Source organism: Bradyrhizobium zhanjiangense (assembly GCF_004114935.1).
Lineage (GTDB): Bacteria > Pseudomonadota > Alphaproteobacteria > Rhizobiales > Xanthobacteraceae > Bradyrhizobium > Bradyrhizobium zhanjiangense.
Window position 1 is genome coordinate 7,546,854 of sequence record NZ_CP022221.1, and the last position, 14,693, is coordinate 7,561,546.

At 61.4% G+C, this 14,693-nt stretch carries 4 protein-coding genes; 2 read left to right on the forward strand and 2 right to left on the reverse strand.

Translation table 11 applies throughout. The features are described from left to right. Nucleotides 1–155 precede the first annotated feature (155 nt). Nucleotides 156–11,072, reverse strand: coding sequence for a VCBS domain-containing protein (locus XH85_RS36200; RefSeq protein WP_128935729.1), 10,917 nt, complete (start codon nt 11,070–11,072; stop codon nt 156–158). Between the two features lie 1,270 nt (nt 11,073–12,342). Between XH85_RS36200 and XH85_RS36205 the strand changes: the two genes are divergently transcribed. Beyond that, nucleotides 12,343–13,185 carry a helix-turn-helix transcriptional regulator gene (locus XH85_RS36205; protein ID WP_164940880.1) on the forward strand — a complete coding sequence of 281 codons (843 nt, stop codon included), beginning with the start codon at nt 12,343–12,345 and terminating at the stop codon, nt 13,183–13,185. Between the two features lie 51 nt (nt 13,186–13,236). Here the strand turns inward: XH85_RS36205 and XH85_RS36210 are convergent, their stop codons facing one another. After that, nucleotides 13,237–13,539 (reverse strand): hypothetical protein, encoded by a 303-nt coding sequence (locus tag XH85_RS36210; protein WP_245473700.1) that lies wholly within the window; start codon nt 13,537–13,539, stop codon nt 13,237–13,239. Nucleotides 13,540–14,346: 807 nt separating this feature from the next. On the opposite strand from XH85_RS36210, the gene XH85_RS36220 reads away from it, so the two are divergent. Further along, complete coding sequence (locus XH85_RS36220; RefSeq protein ID WP_128935731.1) at nt 14,347–14,580, forward strand: hypothetical protein; 234 nt, start codon at nt 14,347–14,349, stop codon at nt 14,578–14,580. Nucleotides 14,581–14,693 lie beyond the last annotated feature (113 nt).

Genomic DNA, 14,693 nt, shown 5'->3' on the forward strand with positions numbered 1-14,693 from the left:
TTCGAGAGCGCTTGGCTGAGGCCGAGCCAGGCTGGATTAACGACTGCCGCCACAACGGATAACCGGATGGCGGCGGTCTTTGTTTTGAGGCGCGCCGCATATGTCCGGCGGCCGGGGGGGCCATAGGGCCCCGAAGCCGACGCGTTCTCCAAAGCCTAGGTGATGAGGAAGTTGCCATTGTGCAGCGTGCCAGTGGCGTTTTGCAGGCTAACGTCCATATCACTGGCGCCATCGCCATCGATATCGATCTGGAGGTAGTCGTTGCCAGGCCCAAAACTCTGCAAATGGGCCGAAGCCTGGTTGGCGCCGAGGAGCGCCGCACTATCCACATACTCGATGTGACCGCCGGCGATGCTGATGCCTGAGAAGGTAAAGCTATCGTTGGCTGCGTCGAAATTGTGAATGGTATCGGCAGCACCGGCGGCGGAATCTGCGATGCTGACGAAACGGAAACTGTCGTGGCCCGCACTGGCGAAGATCTCATCCGCGCCCGCGCCGGCAGTGATCGTCGTGTTGCCGGACGTATTGCCGATGGTGATCCTGTCGAAATTCGCGCCAGCATTGATGTTTTCGACGTTGCTTACCGTGATGTCGTAGACGTTCGCGTTGAAGGTCAAGCTGTCATTCCCGTCGCCGAGATCGATCACGTTCGCCGGACTGCCGTTCAACGTCAGGGTATCGTTCGACGAGCTCCCGTTGAGCAGATTCACGTTCCAGAGATTGTCGAACGAATTGCTGCCTGCGGCGAGATTCAGCACGTTGGCTGTACCCTCGCCGAGATTGACCGTGACGCCGGATACGGTGTTCAGGAGTGTGACCGTGTCGTCCGATGGGTTGAGATTACCGGTGAAATCACTGCCGTTGAGGTTTTCGACCCCAACGATGCTGAGCGAATTCACGCCATTGGCGAGAGAAACCAGATCGCTGCCACCGCCCATGTCGATTGCGATGCCGTCGACATTGTTCGTCAAGCTCAAGGAATTATCGCCTGCATTGCCGTTGATGTGCTCGACACCGATCGCGGCAAATGCAGCGAAGTTTCCGTTGAGGACGATGGTGTCCTCGCCATTGCCGAGGTCGATTGCGACCCCGTTCGCAGCAGAGATTGCGCCGGTCACACTCAGAGTGTCATCACCCCCGGTTCCATTGACGTGATTGACGTCGAAGATATTCACGAACGAGTTCGCGCCGGCGGCGAGATTCATCGTGTTGTCGCCGTTGCCGAGGCTGATCTCCAGGCCGGTGACCGTCGTCGACAAGTTGAGCACGTCATTGACGCCAGGCGTCGCACCGAAATCGGATCCGGCGATCCCCTCGACGTCCACGAGGCTCAGCGTATTGGTACCGCCCACGAGGCTGAGATGGTCATTGCCGGCACCGAGGTTTACGACCAATCCGTCAGCGTGGTTCGTCAGGTTGACGAATTCGTCGCTATTGCTGCCGACCAGGTTCTCGACGCCGGCAAGATTGAGCGTGTAACCGTTGCCGAAGACGCTGCCGTTGAGCAAGACCGTGTCCGCGCCCCCGCCCCCCAGATTGATCTGATGGCCGAAGATGTTGCTCCCGATACGGAGATAATCGTCACCGTCCGTTCCGATGACGGGCGCATTGCCGGAGATCTGCTGTTGCGTCGAGAGATCAATCGGACTGCCCGAAGAACCCGACGACAGCAACACGATGCCGTCGCTGAACTGTAGCACTTCGGCATTGGTCAGGCTGTCGGTGCCGTCACGGCCCGCCGTATTGTCTTGAACCACAATCGGTCCAGGCGTCGTGACGGTGTACTGCGATTGCGTCCCGCTGAAGATCACCATGTCGGTGCCGGCGCCGCCATCGATCGTGTCGTTGCCGCCCTGGCCGGTGATGCCGTCATTGCCGCCGCCGGCACTGATCGTGTCGGCGCCGCCACCGCCGAAGAAGTACTCGTCATTTGAACTGCCGACCAATGTGTCGGCCAGATTGGAACCCTGGACGCTGTTGACGCCACCCGTGATGACGTCGGCGCCTGCGGCCCCGCTCACCGCTCCCGTCGAGAGATCGACGGAAACGCCTCCGCTTGCCTGGGAATATGAGACGCGCGTATTGCCGTTGCCGGTGATGGTATCGTTGCCGAGGAGGCCCTCGAACAAATTGAAGGTACCGAACAATCCGACGAATGTCGCCGCATTGTAAGTGTCGGCCTGGTTGCTACCGGTCGCGCTGTTGACACCGGTATAGGTGTCGGCGCCGATCGAGCTGCCGCCGGTTGCAGTCCCTGCCTGCAGGTTGATCGTTACGGCATCGGTCGCGCTGGCGTAGATGATGCGGGTGTTGCCGTTTCCGGTGATGGTGTCGTTGCCGGCCAAGCCTTCGAACTGATTGAAATTGCCGTTGTTGCCGACGTTGTTGACGGCGGCATTCTGGAAGCCAATCGCACCAAAATTCGTCGCCGTGAAGACGTCGTTGAAAGTGGTGCCCTGCGCGCCCTCGATCCCGCGGAACGTGTCATTGCCGATCGAGCTGTCGCCGCTCGCAGTGCCGGCCGTGAAGTCGATAGTTACCGGGCCGGTGGAGAAGTAGATATTGTTGTAACTGATAATGTCGAAGCCGCCGCGACCATCGATGGAGTCGTTACCGGCAAGGCCAGTGAACGTCTCGGTAGCTGCAGTGTTGTTGCTTCCGTAAATGACATCGTTGAACATCGAGGCCATCACGGCATTGACGCCGCTGAAGGTGTCGCTGCCGGTGGATGCGTCACCATTCGCCGTGCCCGCCAGCAGGTCGACGGTCACGAGACCGGTCGCATTGGTGAACGCGATACGCGTGTTGCCGTTACCGGTGATGCTGTCGTTGCCTCCCATGCCGATGAATTCGTTGAAGGTCCCGTTGGAGCCGGCATTCGTGCTGCCTGCACCGAAGCCGGTGGCGTTGAAGAGGTCCGCGTCGTTCGAACCGCGCACGGACTCGATCGATCGAAGCGTGTCGGTGCCGACCGTCGCAGCATCGCCCGTCACGGTTCCCGCAGCGAGCTGAACGTTGATCCCGCCCACGGCTGCCGGATCGAGCGCGTAGTCCGCCCGGTCGAAACCGGCCCGGCCATCGATGGAGTCGTTGCCGGCGCGACCTTCGAAGGTCTCCACGGTCCCCGGTCCATTGGCGCTGCCCAGCAACTGGTCGGCAAATCCAGAGCCGACGATGCCGGCAAAGCCCGAGCCAACCAGGGTATCGGTCCCGACCGAGCTATCTCCCGTCGCCGAATGCGCGGCCAGATCCACTGTCACGCTACCCGTCGCGTTGGCGTAAGAGATGCGCGTCAGCAGCGCACCCAGGCTGTTGGTGGCTCCCGTGATGTTGTCGTCGCCGCCGCGGCCCTCGAATTCGTTGAAGCCGAGATTCGTGCCGGCAATGCCGGTGTTGCCCGCAAAGCCGGTCGCGTTGAACGTGTCGGCAAAGCTGCTGCCGACGATGCCCTCGATGTTCACGAGCGTGTCAGTTCCGACACCCGGACCTGTCACCGAGCCTGCGGCGAGACTTGCGGTAATGCCGCCCGTCGCATCGGTATAGTCGGCGCGGTCGAAGCCGAGGCCGCCGTCGAGCAAATCATTGCCATCGAGGCCCTTCAGGCGATCGTTGCCGCCGAGGCCACTCAGGCTGTCGGCATAGGCTGTGCCGGTCAGCGTGTTCGCATTGCCGTCGCCAGTGAGGTTGACGCCTTGCCCCAGGATGAAATCGGCCGCCGTGAGGTTCGAGAGCGTCACGTTCGAGAGCGTCAGGCTGTCGCCATTGCCGAAGTCGATGACCGTGTTCAGCCCAACCTGAGTGGCAAGCGCCTGAACCTGCGCAAAGCTGGAGACACCCGCGACGCCCGTGAGGTCGATCTTGTCGGTCTGCGCCTGCAAGAAGTCGCCGATGGTGTCCGCGCCACCGCCGGTGGCGTAGACGAAGGTATCGGCGCCGAGACCGCCACCCAGGAAGTCGTTGCCGGCACCGCCGTTGAGCAGGTCGTTGCCGTTGTTACCGAACAACTGGTCGCCACTGGCCGAGCCGGTGATCGTGTCGTTGAAGTTCGAGCCCGCGACGTTGGTCACCCCTCCTGTGATGGTGTCGTGACCCACAGAGCCGTCGCCGTCCGCGGTGCCGCCAGCGAGATTGACGGTAACACCCGACGTGGCGCTGCCGTACTGGATCTGGGTGGAGCCGTTGCCGGTGATGGCATCGTTGCCGGAGCCGCCCTGGAAGAAGTTGGCCCCGACGAAGCCGGCCGCGTCGAACGTATCGTTGCCGCTGCCGCCGACCGCACTGTTCACCCCAGTGAAGGTGTCATGGCCGGTCGAGGCATCGCCATTGGCCGTGCCTGCCGCGAGGTTGATGGTCACGCCGGACGTCGCATTCCCGAACAGGATCTGCGTGTTGCCATTGCCGATGATGGTATCGTCGCCGCCCTGGCCCTGGAACGCGTTGAACCCGACGAATCCCATCGCGTCGAAGCTGTCGGCAAGATTGCTGCCGGTTGCGCTGTTGACACCCGTAAAGCTGTCGTGCCCGACCGAGGCATCGCCGCTGGCGATTCCGGCCTGAAGGTTGATGGTCACCCCGCCGGTCGCATTGGCGTAGATGATGCGGGTGTTGCCGTTGCCGGTGATGACGTCATCGCCGCCCAGGCCCTCGAACTGGTTGTAGCTGCCGTTGTTGCCGACGTTGGAAGCACCGCCCAGACCATAGCCCGTTGCGTTGTAGCTGTCGGCGTAGCCCGTGCCCTGAATGCCCTCGATCGAGCGCAGCGTATCGCTGCCGATCGACGCATCGCCGGTCGCCGTGCCCGCCGCCATGTCGACGGTCACGCCGCCCGTGACCGTGCTGAGGCTGTTGTAGATGGCAACGTCGAACCCGCCGCGACCGTCGATGTAATCGTCACCGCCAAGACCGGTGAAGTTGTTGTTGAAGCTGCTCCCGAGCAGCGTGTCCGAGAAAGTCGATCCCTGCACCGCATTGACGCCGGTGAAGGTGTCGGTTCCCTCGGTCGCACCTGTGGCACTGCCGGCGACCGTGACTGCATTCGTCGTCCCGACGGCGCTGGTCTCGAGGTCGACGCTGACGCTCGAGGCGGCGATCTGGTAGTTCAGGCGGGTGAAGCCGTTGCCGATGATGGTGTCGTTGCCGCCGGCGCCGGCGAAGTCGTTGAAGGCCCCCGAGGAGCCGACATTGGTCGCCCCGGCCTGACCGAAGCCGGTCGCATCGAAGGTGTCGTCAAAATTGGTGCCGCGGGCGGCCTCGACGTTGCGCAACGTATCGGTGCCGACGGTCGCATCACCGTTCACAACGCCCGCGGCCAGGTGAACGTAGATGCCTGACGTGGTCGTCGTATCCGAATTGTAGGTGACCTGGTCGTAGCCGCCGCGGCCATCGATATAGTCGTCGCCGCCGCGCCCCTCATAAGTCTCATAGGTGAAGGCCGCATTGTCGCTGCCATAGATCGTGTCGTTGTAGGCCGAGCCCCAGATGGTCGAGACGTTGGAGAAGGTGTCGTGACCGACGGAGGCGTCGCCGTCGGCGGTGCCTGCGCCGATATCGACCGTGACGGCGCCGGTCGCGCTCAGATAGGACAACCGCGTCACCGCCTGCTCCAGGGCGTTGAGATCGCCGATCACGCTATCGTCGCCGCCGCGCCCCTCGAACTCACTTTGACCGGCCGCCACGCCGGGCAGGCCGGTCGAGCCGGTAAACCCAGCCGCGTTGAACGTGTCGGCAAAATTGCTGCCGACCACCCCCTCGATGCCAACGAGTGTGTCGGTTCCGACGCCCGGCCCTGAGGCGACGCCTGCTGCCAGATTGACCGTGATGCCGCCGGTCGCGTCGGTATAGACGGCGCGGTCGAAGCCCGCTCCGCCATCCAGGAGGTCGCTGCCACCCAGGCCCTGAAGGCGATCGTTGCCGCCGAGGCCGCTGATGGATTCGGCATTTGCCGTTCCGGCGAGGCTGTTGGCGTCGTCGTCGCCGACGATCGGCGCGGCCGGCGTGCCGAACAGGAAATCGCTCGCCGTCAGGCTGCTCAGAGTGACGTTCTGAAGCGTGATTCCGTCACCGGAACTGAACGTGATGACCGTGTTCGGGCCGCTCTGCTCCGCGTGCGATTGCAGATCGGAGAGGCTATAGATGCCGTAGACTCCGGTCAGATCGATCCTGTCCTGGCCATGGACGAAATCCTGGATGAAGTCGAAACCACCGCCGCTCGCATAGACAAAGGTGTCTGCACCGGCTCCGCCGCTAAGGAAATCATTGCCGGCTCGGCCATCCAGGGTGTCATTGCCGCCGCCGCCGGAGAGGCCGTCATTGCTGGCGCTACCGACGATCGTATCGTTGAAATTCGATCCGAAGACGTTGAAGACGCCCCCGGCGATGGTGTCATGGCCGACCGAGCCGTCACCGTCAGCCGTACCCGCGGTGAGATTGATGGTCACGCCGCTGGTCGCGCTGCCATACTGAATCAGGGTGTTGCCGTTGCCGGTAATGCTGTCGTTTCCGGCGTTGCCCTGGAATGAATTGAAATTTGCGTTGACGCCGGTGAAGCCCGTTGCGTCATAGACGTCGTTGAAATTGCTGCCGATGGCGCTGTTCACGCCGCTGAAATTGTCGTGGCCGACCGACGTGTCGCCGCTGGCAGAACCGGCCGCGAGATTGATGGTCACACCGCCGGTGGCGTTGTTGTACTGGATCTGCGTCGTGCCGTTGCCGATGATCTGGTCGTCGCCCCCCTGCCCCTGGAACGAGGTCCCGCTCGGGCCAGAGAATCCGGTCGCGTCGAAAATGTCGGCAAAGTTGCTGCCGAGGGCGCTGTTGACACCGGTGAAGCTATCGTGACCGGTCGAACCGTCACCGTTGGCGGTGCCGCCCACGAGATTGATGGTCACGCCTCCGGTGGCATTGGCGAAAATGAGGCGTGTGTTGCCGTTGCCGGTGACGACGTCGTCACCGCGCAGCCCTTCGAACTGGTTGAAGGTCCCGTTGTTGCCGATGTTGTCCCCGGTCACGCCGTAACCGGTCGCATCGTAGGTATCGTTGAAGTTTGTGCCCTGAATGCCTTCGATCGAACGAAGCGTGTCCGTGCCGTTCGAGACATCGCCGGTGACGATGCCGGCCGCCATATTGACGGTGATGCCCCCCGTGGTGAAAAAGATGTTGTTGTAAGACGATACGTCGAAGCCACCGCGGCCGTCGATATGATCGTTGCCGGCAAGGCCGGTGAAGGTATCGTTGGTCGCGCCGCCATACAGGGAGTCATCGAACATCGATGCTTGGACGGCGTTGACGCCCGTGAAATGGTCGGTGCCGACGGATGAATCACCGGTGGCGATGCCGGTCACGAAGTCGACCTGGACGCCCGCCGTCGCATTGTTGAAACCGAGCCGCGTAAAGCCGTTGCCGGTGATGGTGTCATCGCCGCCATTGCCGGTGAACTCGTTGAACGTCCCATTCGAGCCGGCATTGACGCTGCTGGAGCCGAAACCGGAGGCATTGTAGGTATCCGCGAAGTTGGTGCCGCGGATTGCCTCGATCGCGCGCAGCGTGTCCGTTCCGATGGTGGCGTCGCCGGTCACGATGCCGGCTGCCAGATTGACCGTGATTCCCGTCGCCGTGGTCGGATCGACGTTATAGTCGACGCGGTCATAGCCGCCGCGGCCGTCGATATAGTCGTTACCGGCCAAGCCCGAGTACACTTCCGCGGTGAACATCGGATTGTTGCTGCCGAGAATCGTGTCGTCATGGGCTGAGCCCCAGACGCCGTTGAAGCCGGAACCGACCAGCGTATCGTGGCCCACCGACGCATCACCCTGCGCATAGCCGGCCGCGAGATCCACCGTCACCGCCCCGGTCGCGCTCACATAGGAGACGCGCGTGAGCTCCGCCCCCTGGCTGTTGGTATTGCTGATGATGGTGTCGTCGCCGCCCTTGCCCTCGAACTCATTGTAACCGACGGGGCTGCCCGGAACACGCGCGTCGCCGGTGAATCCGGCGCCGTTGAATATGTCGGCGAATTCGCTGCCGATGGCGGCCTCGATGTTGACGAGCGTGTCCGAATCCACTCCGTCGCCGGACGCGGTTCCCGCCGCGAGATTGATCGTGACTCCGCCGGTCGCGTCGGTATAGACGGCGCGGTCGAATCCTGGCCCGCCGTCGAGAACATCGTCACCGGCACCGCCCGTGAGATAATCCTTGCCGGCGCCACCAAAGAGAATGTCGTTCCCGGCGCCGCCGCTGATGCGGTCGTTGCCGTCCTGACCGTCGATCAGATCGCTGCCACCCCCGCCCGAGATCACGTCATCGCCGAGCGAGCCGAACTGGGCGCTGCCGACCGGCGTCAGCACGGCATTCCCGACCTGCTGGTCAAGGTTGTCGACGTAGAGGGTGGTGAGCTCAGTCACCGAATCCGGGTCGGAAAAGTTCGTCGCGGCCAATTGGTCGGCGGCCGCGCCTTGAGCGACCTGGCCGGCCTGCGCCAGTTCAGTGACATTCGTCGCCGACTGAATGCTGTCGTTCGCGGCAGCAACGACCTCGATAACCGTCGCGGCAGCCGCCGCATCGACGCCGGAGGACACTACCACGCTGTGTACCGTTTCTTGCGAGCTGAGATCGAAGGGCAGCGGATTGTCCGGATCGGCCTGAGCGGCAGCAACCGCATCCGCAATTGCGGATATGACGGTATCCGGCGCAACGCCGACGGCCGAGACCTGCGCCACCGTGCTCTGGACCTGGATGGCCGCCGCAAGCACCGCGGTCGCCGTTGGATCGCTATTCACCGCATCAGGCACCGGATCGTACGACCTCAAGTCGATACCGGTGAGGTCAAGGTCGAAGGCGGCGGCCACGGCGTTCATGGCCTGGTCCGCCGTCAGCGACGTACTGTCGATCAAGGCAGCGATCAACGTCGTCAGCGGCGTGATGACGGTGGATCCCTCCGGCGCCCTCAGCACGCCATCGACCTGCAGTCCCGTCGAGATGTCGACACCGCCGATGCTCACGAGCGGACCGGATCCGCCGGACAGCGTGAAGCTGCCGTCGGCCCGTGTCGTCGTGAACGCCTCGCCCGCATCGAGAATTCCGTTGTTGTTGGCGTCGGCAAAGACCGTGGCTCCGCCGATGTAGCCGTCGATATCCAACGCATTGATCTCGTTGGCGCCAGGCGTCACGGTCAGCGTGAGCTCGGCCGAGCTCGACGCCTGATGCACGCCGTCGTCGGAGGTGGCCGTGACCTTCAGTGTGAATGGGGTCGTGCCGCCGACGGCATTGTGCGGGATCAAGACGATCTCGGAGATTGAATCGCCGGTCACGAGCCAGGTGCCGTCCCCGATTGCCACGCCGTGCTCGACGTCAAACGTCGTCGGCACACCTTCGATCTTGACCGACAAGGTGCTGCCTTGGTCGACTTTGCTGGCCGCGACGTTGAGCGTGATCTCTCCGTCGGCGGCGCCAGATGCGTCCTGAACGCTCAAGCTCGGCGCGTCCTGCGCGCCGTGGATATCGAAGCTGATCTCCTTGGTCGTGCCGTCGGCCGACGTGACGGTGAAGGTCTCCGTCTTGGTGTCGGTGGCACCGAGATATTGGATCGCCGCGTTGTCGACCGAATAGGTGTAGTGACCGTCGGCAGACAGTGTCACTGCGCCGAGATTGCCCGGTGCCGTGATCACGCCGGCCTGGAATGCGGCCTGGCTCTGGTCGGGATCGCTGATGGACAGCTGCCCCGATGCCGTCAGCTGGCTGTCCTCGGTGACGTCGTGCTGTGCAGGATCACCTATCGCGGCTACGTCGTTGGCGCCCGTGATGTTCACCACGATATCGGAGGTGGCGCTGCCGTCGGCCGAGGCGACCGTCAGGCTGTCGGTGACGTGCTGCCCTGCGACGAGCGAATCCGATTTCGCAGGATCGAGCGTATAGGTCCAGGCACCGGTCGCTGGATTGAAGGTGAAGTTGCCGTACGTGCCGGCCAGGGAAGCCGGGGTGGCGAAATGGTCTTGGCCGCTGTCGAGGTCGTGCACCGCGAGTTGGCCCGACGCGTTGGGATCGCCGGCCACTGCGTCGGCAACGCCGCCGGCCTCGATCACCGAAATATCCTGGCTCCCAGACACGGTGATCGTGGCCGCGTCGTTACTGCCGGTGACGGTCACCGTGAGCGTCGACGAGCCCGTGCCTCCGTGGTTGTCGGCATTCGTGTAGGTGAACTGATCCGTTACCTGCTGGCCTTCGGCGAGCGCTTGCACGGATGCGCTGGAATTGTTGAGCGTATAGGTGTAGGCGCCGGTCGCCTTGGTGACGACCAGCGTTCCATAGGCGCTGACGACCGTGATCGTGGTGCCGTTGTCCGTGCCTCCCGCTACCGCCGATACGATGTGGGTGTCGCCGACATCGGCATCCGTGTCGTTTGCGAGCAAATTGCCGCTCGCAACCGTCGTCGCATCCTCCGTGACGGAGACGATATCTGCGACTGCGACCGGCGCATGATTGGTCGCGCCTTCGATGACGACCTCGACCTTCTCGATCGAGACGATGGCCAGGTTGAAGCTCCTGAACGCGTAGTCCGCGCTGCCATAGCGCACGATAAGCGCCTGGATTGCCGCAAGATCGGACCTGAACGAAGCCGAGTTCGCCAGTTCCTGCGTGACGACGAGGCGGAGCGTGTCCTGGCCTTTGCCGCCATCATAGATATCGCAAGAACCCACATTCTCCGAAACGCGGTAGATCAGGATATCGTTGCCATTCTCGCCGCTGACGATGTCACGACCCGCACCGCCGTCGATGATGTCGTCGCCGTTTCCGCCGCCGATCAGATCATTGCCCGTCCCACCGAGCAGCGTATCGTTGCCGTTGCCGCCGAGAATGACGTCATTTCCGGCGCCGCCATCCACCGTGTCATTGCCATTTCCGGCGTCGATCAGGTCGTTGCCCGCACCGGCATTTATGCTGTCATTGCCGTTGCCGGCCTGAATGAGATCATTGCCTGCCCCGGCGTTGACGATATCGTCGCCGTTTTTTGCATTGATGGCGTCAGCCGTGTTAGTGCCGGCGATCTGATTGTTTGCGTCGGTGCCGTTGATGATCATGGCGGTTCATCTTTCTCGATAGGGCAACAGGCATTGCTCGCGAGCGCGCGGCAGCGGCTTGCGTTATGCGGATGGAGAAATCTTCAATCGTCGATGGTGGAACGCGATATGGACGCGACGCGTAACGTCGTGCGGTCCCTCATGGTGAGCCCCTTCCGTAACCTCTTTGATTTTTCAAGTTCGCCGTCAGCCCAACGGCGCGAGTTGGAAATGAACTGGTCTTGTTATTGTTCTACTGAAGTACCGTTCGACGAGGCATCGTGATGCAGCGTCGAACGTCGAATTCGTATCGCGGACCGTCAAAAGGTTTTTGACAATTGCAAATTGTTTCCATTGTTGCGCGACCGCGTCAAGACAGCACAGCTGCTAACCTTAAGCAGGACGCGAACCGAACGGTGCAGCTGCGAAATTATGCGTTTCCGATTTGCGACGGCCGGCCATCTCACCGAGCCAGAGGATCGACGCATCGCGGGGCCACGGCGCAATCCGCACCGAAATGAAATCTGCGCGCTCTCCACCTGTCGCGATCGGACCAGATCGCCCCAGCTGCTGATAAAACGAATTGCTACCGTTGATAGCGCCGGCCCCCGGGCCGCGTCGCGTGCTGCAGACCGCACTGCGACACTCTGACGCGCCGAGGCGTCTCCACAGAAACAGAGCATGAGCGGAAACCGAAAACCTGCAACAAACTGGCTCAAGGCCTTAATTCCTGGATCAAAGGCTATTCCTCCCCAATGGAATAGCGCTGGCACGTCTCGACGCATGACCCGAATGGGTCATTGAGAGCTTGCTGGCGCCGCCTCACGGCGGCGATCTCATTAGACTTTCGTCGACCGCGATTCTTCAGGAAAAGCAGGCAGCAGGGCTTGCTTCGAGCTGCCGCCTCACGAAGCATCCTGGACCAGGGAAGCGCGTTCGAGGGGGCCCAGGGTCGGTTGTGGGCCTTCTGCACGGCATGCAACGAAGCTCGCCGGCTGCAACGAATGCCTTGGGCACAGCGGAGGGGCCGCTCTTGAGGACCAATAAGATAGACAATCAGGAATTGTCGAAGGTGATCGATCGGCTCGGCGAAGCCGCCGTGAATCCAGATGCGTGGCGCGACATCATGGATGACATCTGCAAGGCGGTCGGGGCGTCAGCGGCACTCCTGCTTCAGAGCGACATCAGGACCCCGGACGTTCCGCGCACCGAATCGATCGACGAAGGGACCCAGTTCTACTTCAGGAACAACTGGCATCTGAAGGATCCCCGCGCCAGGGGGTTTCCGCGCATGATGGCGGGCGAGGTCGTGACCGACCTCGACGTGATGACCCTGGAGCAGATTCGCTCCGATCCCATGTACAACGAGGTGCTATTTCCGTTCGGATACCGTTGGTTCGCCGGCATAGGCTTCTGGGCCGACACCGCAGCATGGGCATTGACGATCCAGCGAACGGGCCGCGAGGGCATGTTCGAGACCCGCGACAAGCAATTGCTCGCGCAATTGGCGCCGCGCCTCACCGAGACCGCCACGCTCGCGACCGCCGTCGGCAGGGTCGCGCTGACGTCGATGACCGACGTCCTCAGCCGTGTTCGTCAACCTGCATTGGTCCTCAACCGAGAGGGAATGGTCCTGCGCACGAACGAGGTGGCCGACTGTGGCTTTGACGATGAGATCCGCATCAGGGAGCGGCGTCTCGTTCTGCGCGACAAGCAGGCGATGACGAAACTCGATCAGCTGATCAGCTTGATCCGGTCTACGCCTGACGCCATCGCTATCCCCGCCTCTCCGATCCTCATTCGTCGGACGACAAAGCCACCGGTTGTCTTACGCATACTGCCAGTGGACGGCGTCGCGCGTTCCGTCTTCCTCGGAGCGCGTGCCGTGCTGATCCTATCCAACCTCGTCCCGCGCGCTGCGCCAGACCCGGCGCTCATCGGCCAAGCCTTCGACCTCACACGAGCCGAAGCTCGATTGGCCGCGCTGCTTGCAACTGGCGCATCGATCGACAGCGCCTCCGAACACCTCGGCATTTCGCGCGAAACGGCTCGCAATCACCTGAAAGCGATCTTCTCGAAGACGGGAGCGCACCGCCAGTCGGAGCTGGTCACTCTCGTTTCTCAACTGGCATGAGCGGGACGTTACTATCAACGCTGCAAGACTCTTCGGCGTCCTCACAGGTCGCTACAGGTCCAGCTGGCTGCGCAATGCGTCACGCTCTTCAAAGAGTTCTCGGAGTCGCTGAGCATTGTCGGATTGCATCTCCTGCCATTCGATGCGATCCTCCGCGGTCCACAAGTAAGACTCGCGATTGAATCGGTCTTTTTCTGCCTTATCAAATTCCATGTACAGTTTGATATCGCACTCAACTTGATCAAGTTGCTCTCGAAGAGTTCTTGGCATCAGCCGTTCCCTCGGCTCTGCCTCTAGCCCACTTTTGATCTTTGACGCTATCGGTGCGGCGATCAATAGGCCTTCTTTCCCCACGGATGATACTCTCAATCTTATTTAAAGTTGTGTGGTCGGCGTGGCTCTCTCTGCGTCAATCCTTGGCCCGAACGATCAACAAGTCGGGGCCTGTATAGGCCGCCTGTTGATGAACGCGTCACTCTAAGCTGCCGTAGCATTGTCCAGAATCATTCACTTACGATTGCAACGTATGCAAAGTGAAGAGTGATCGGTGTTTTTGAACCGTCCAATATGATACGGAGGCTTTTGGGATGATATCCAGCACCAATCAAAGTCCCAGTTCTGCCAGACAACCGTGGCCCGGCAGATGGTCTTACCTCGATGCGAGCGCCAACAGTAAATTGCTCTTTGATTGAGAGAGAATCTTGCATCGCTGATGCCCGCACCAAATTCCGGGTTTACTCGATCCAGGCTACGGCTTCTTGGTCGAAGCGCCGAAGACGCTGGCTTGCCATTTCATCACCAGGCGCGGTCCAACAAGGATTTCCTCGTCGACGACTTTTGCGGACTCGCGAACCAACGGCAATAGTGACCTCGCTTAGTAGCAAGCGTATTTTGCCCCCGGCCTGCATCCCTTCTTAGCGCCCTTGGCTTTGTCGGGTGTGTTTTGCTGGGCCAGTGCTGGAGACGGATAGAGCGGCGCGACGGTCGAAATAGCGAACAGAATTATGACTGTGAGCATGATCGATTTCATCGAAGATACCCCTTCTTGACCCGCACAGATTTATCTGTCATTTTAAATACGACGCATTGATATAAAATATTTAAAAAGACTTCTTCAAGAGCTATTTTCAAATATCGTACTCATTCCCGCCCGGATGGAAGATGATGGACGAGAAGATTGTCCGTTTGCGCACATATCAGAAGAACATAGATCGGTATGTGCGCCTGCTCGAAACGACGCTGACCGAAGTTGAACGGCAGTACATTGAGAGGCGCCTGACCGAAGAACGATCGGCTATGGCACTGCTGTCTGCCTCGCCGCTTCAGATGGCCATCGAGGCTAACGTTGCCAATCAGGCATGCAATCGCCAGCCCAGCTTCAACGCCGCAGAATAGAGCTAACATCGGTCAACCGAGATCCGCTGTGCAACTGCCCCGCAAGTGAGGATGCACAGAGATCCGGGCAGCGACGAATGCACGAATCTGCGCAAGCGGCTGCGGTCCGCAAC

What these genes read in the sequence shown, in the direction of transcription:
- XH85_RS36200 (WP_128935729.1), bottom strand. Translation starts at nt 11,072, where the DNA reads ATGATCATCAACGGCACCGACGCAAACAATCAGATCGCCGGCACTAAC.
- XH85_RS36205 (WP_164940880.1), top strand. Translation starts at nt 12,343, where the DNA reads ATGATGGCGGGCGAGGTCGTGACCGACCTCGACGTGATGACCCTGGAG.
- XH85_RS36220 (WP_128935731.1), top strand. Translation starts at nt 14,347, where the DNA reads ATGATGGACGAGAAGATTGTCCGTTTGCGCACATATCAGAAGAACATA.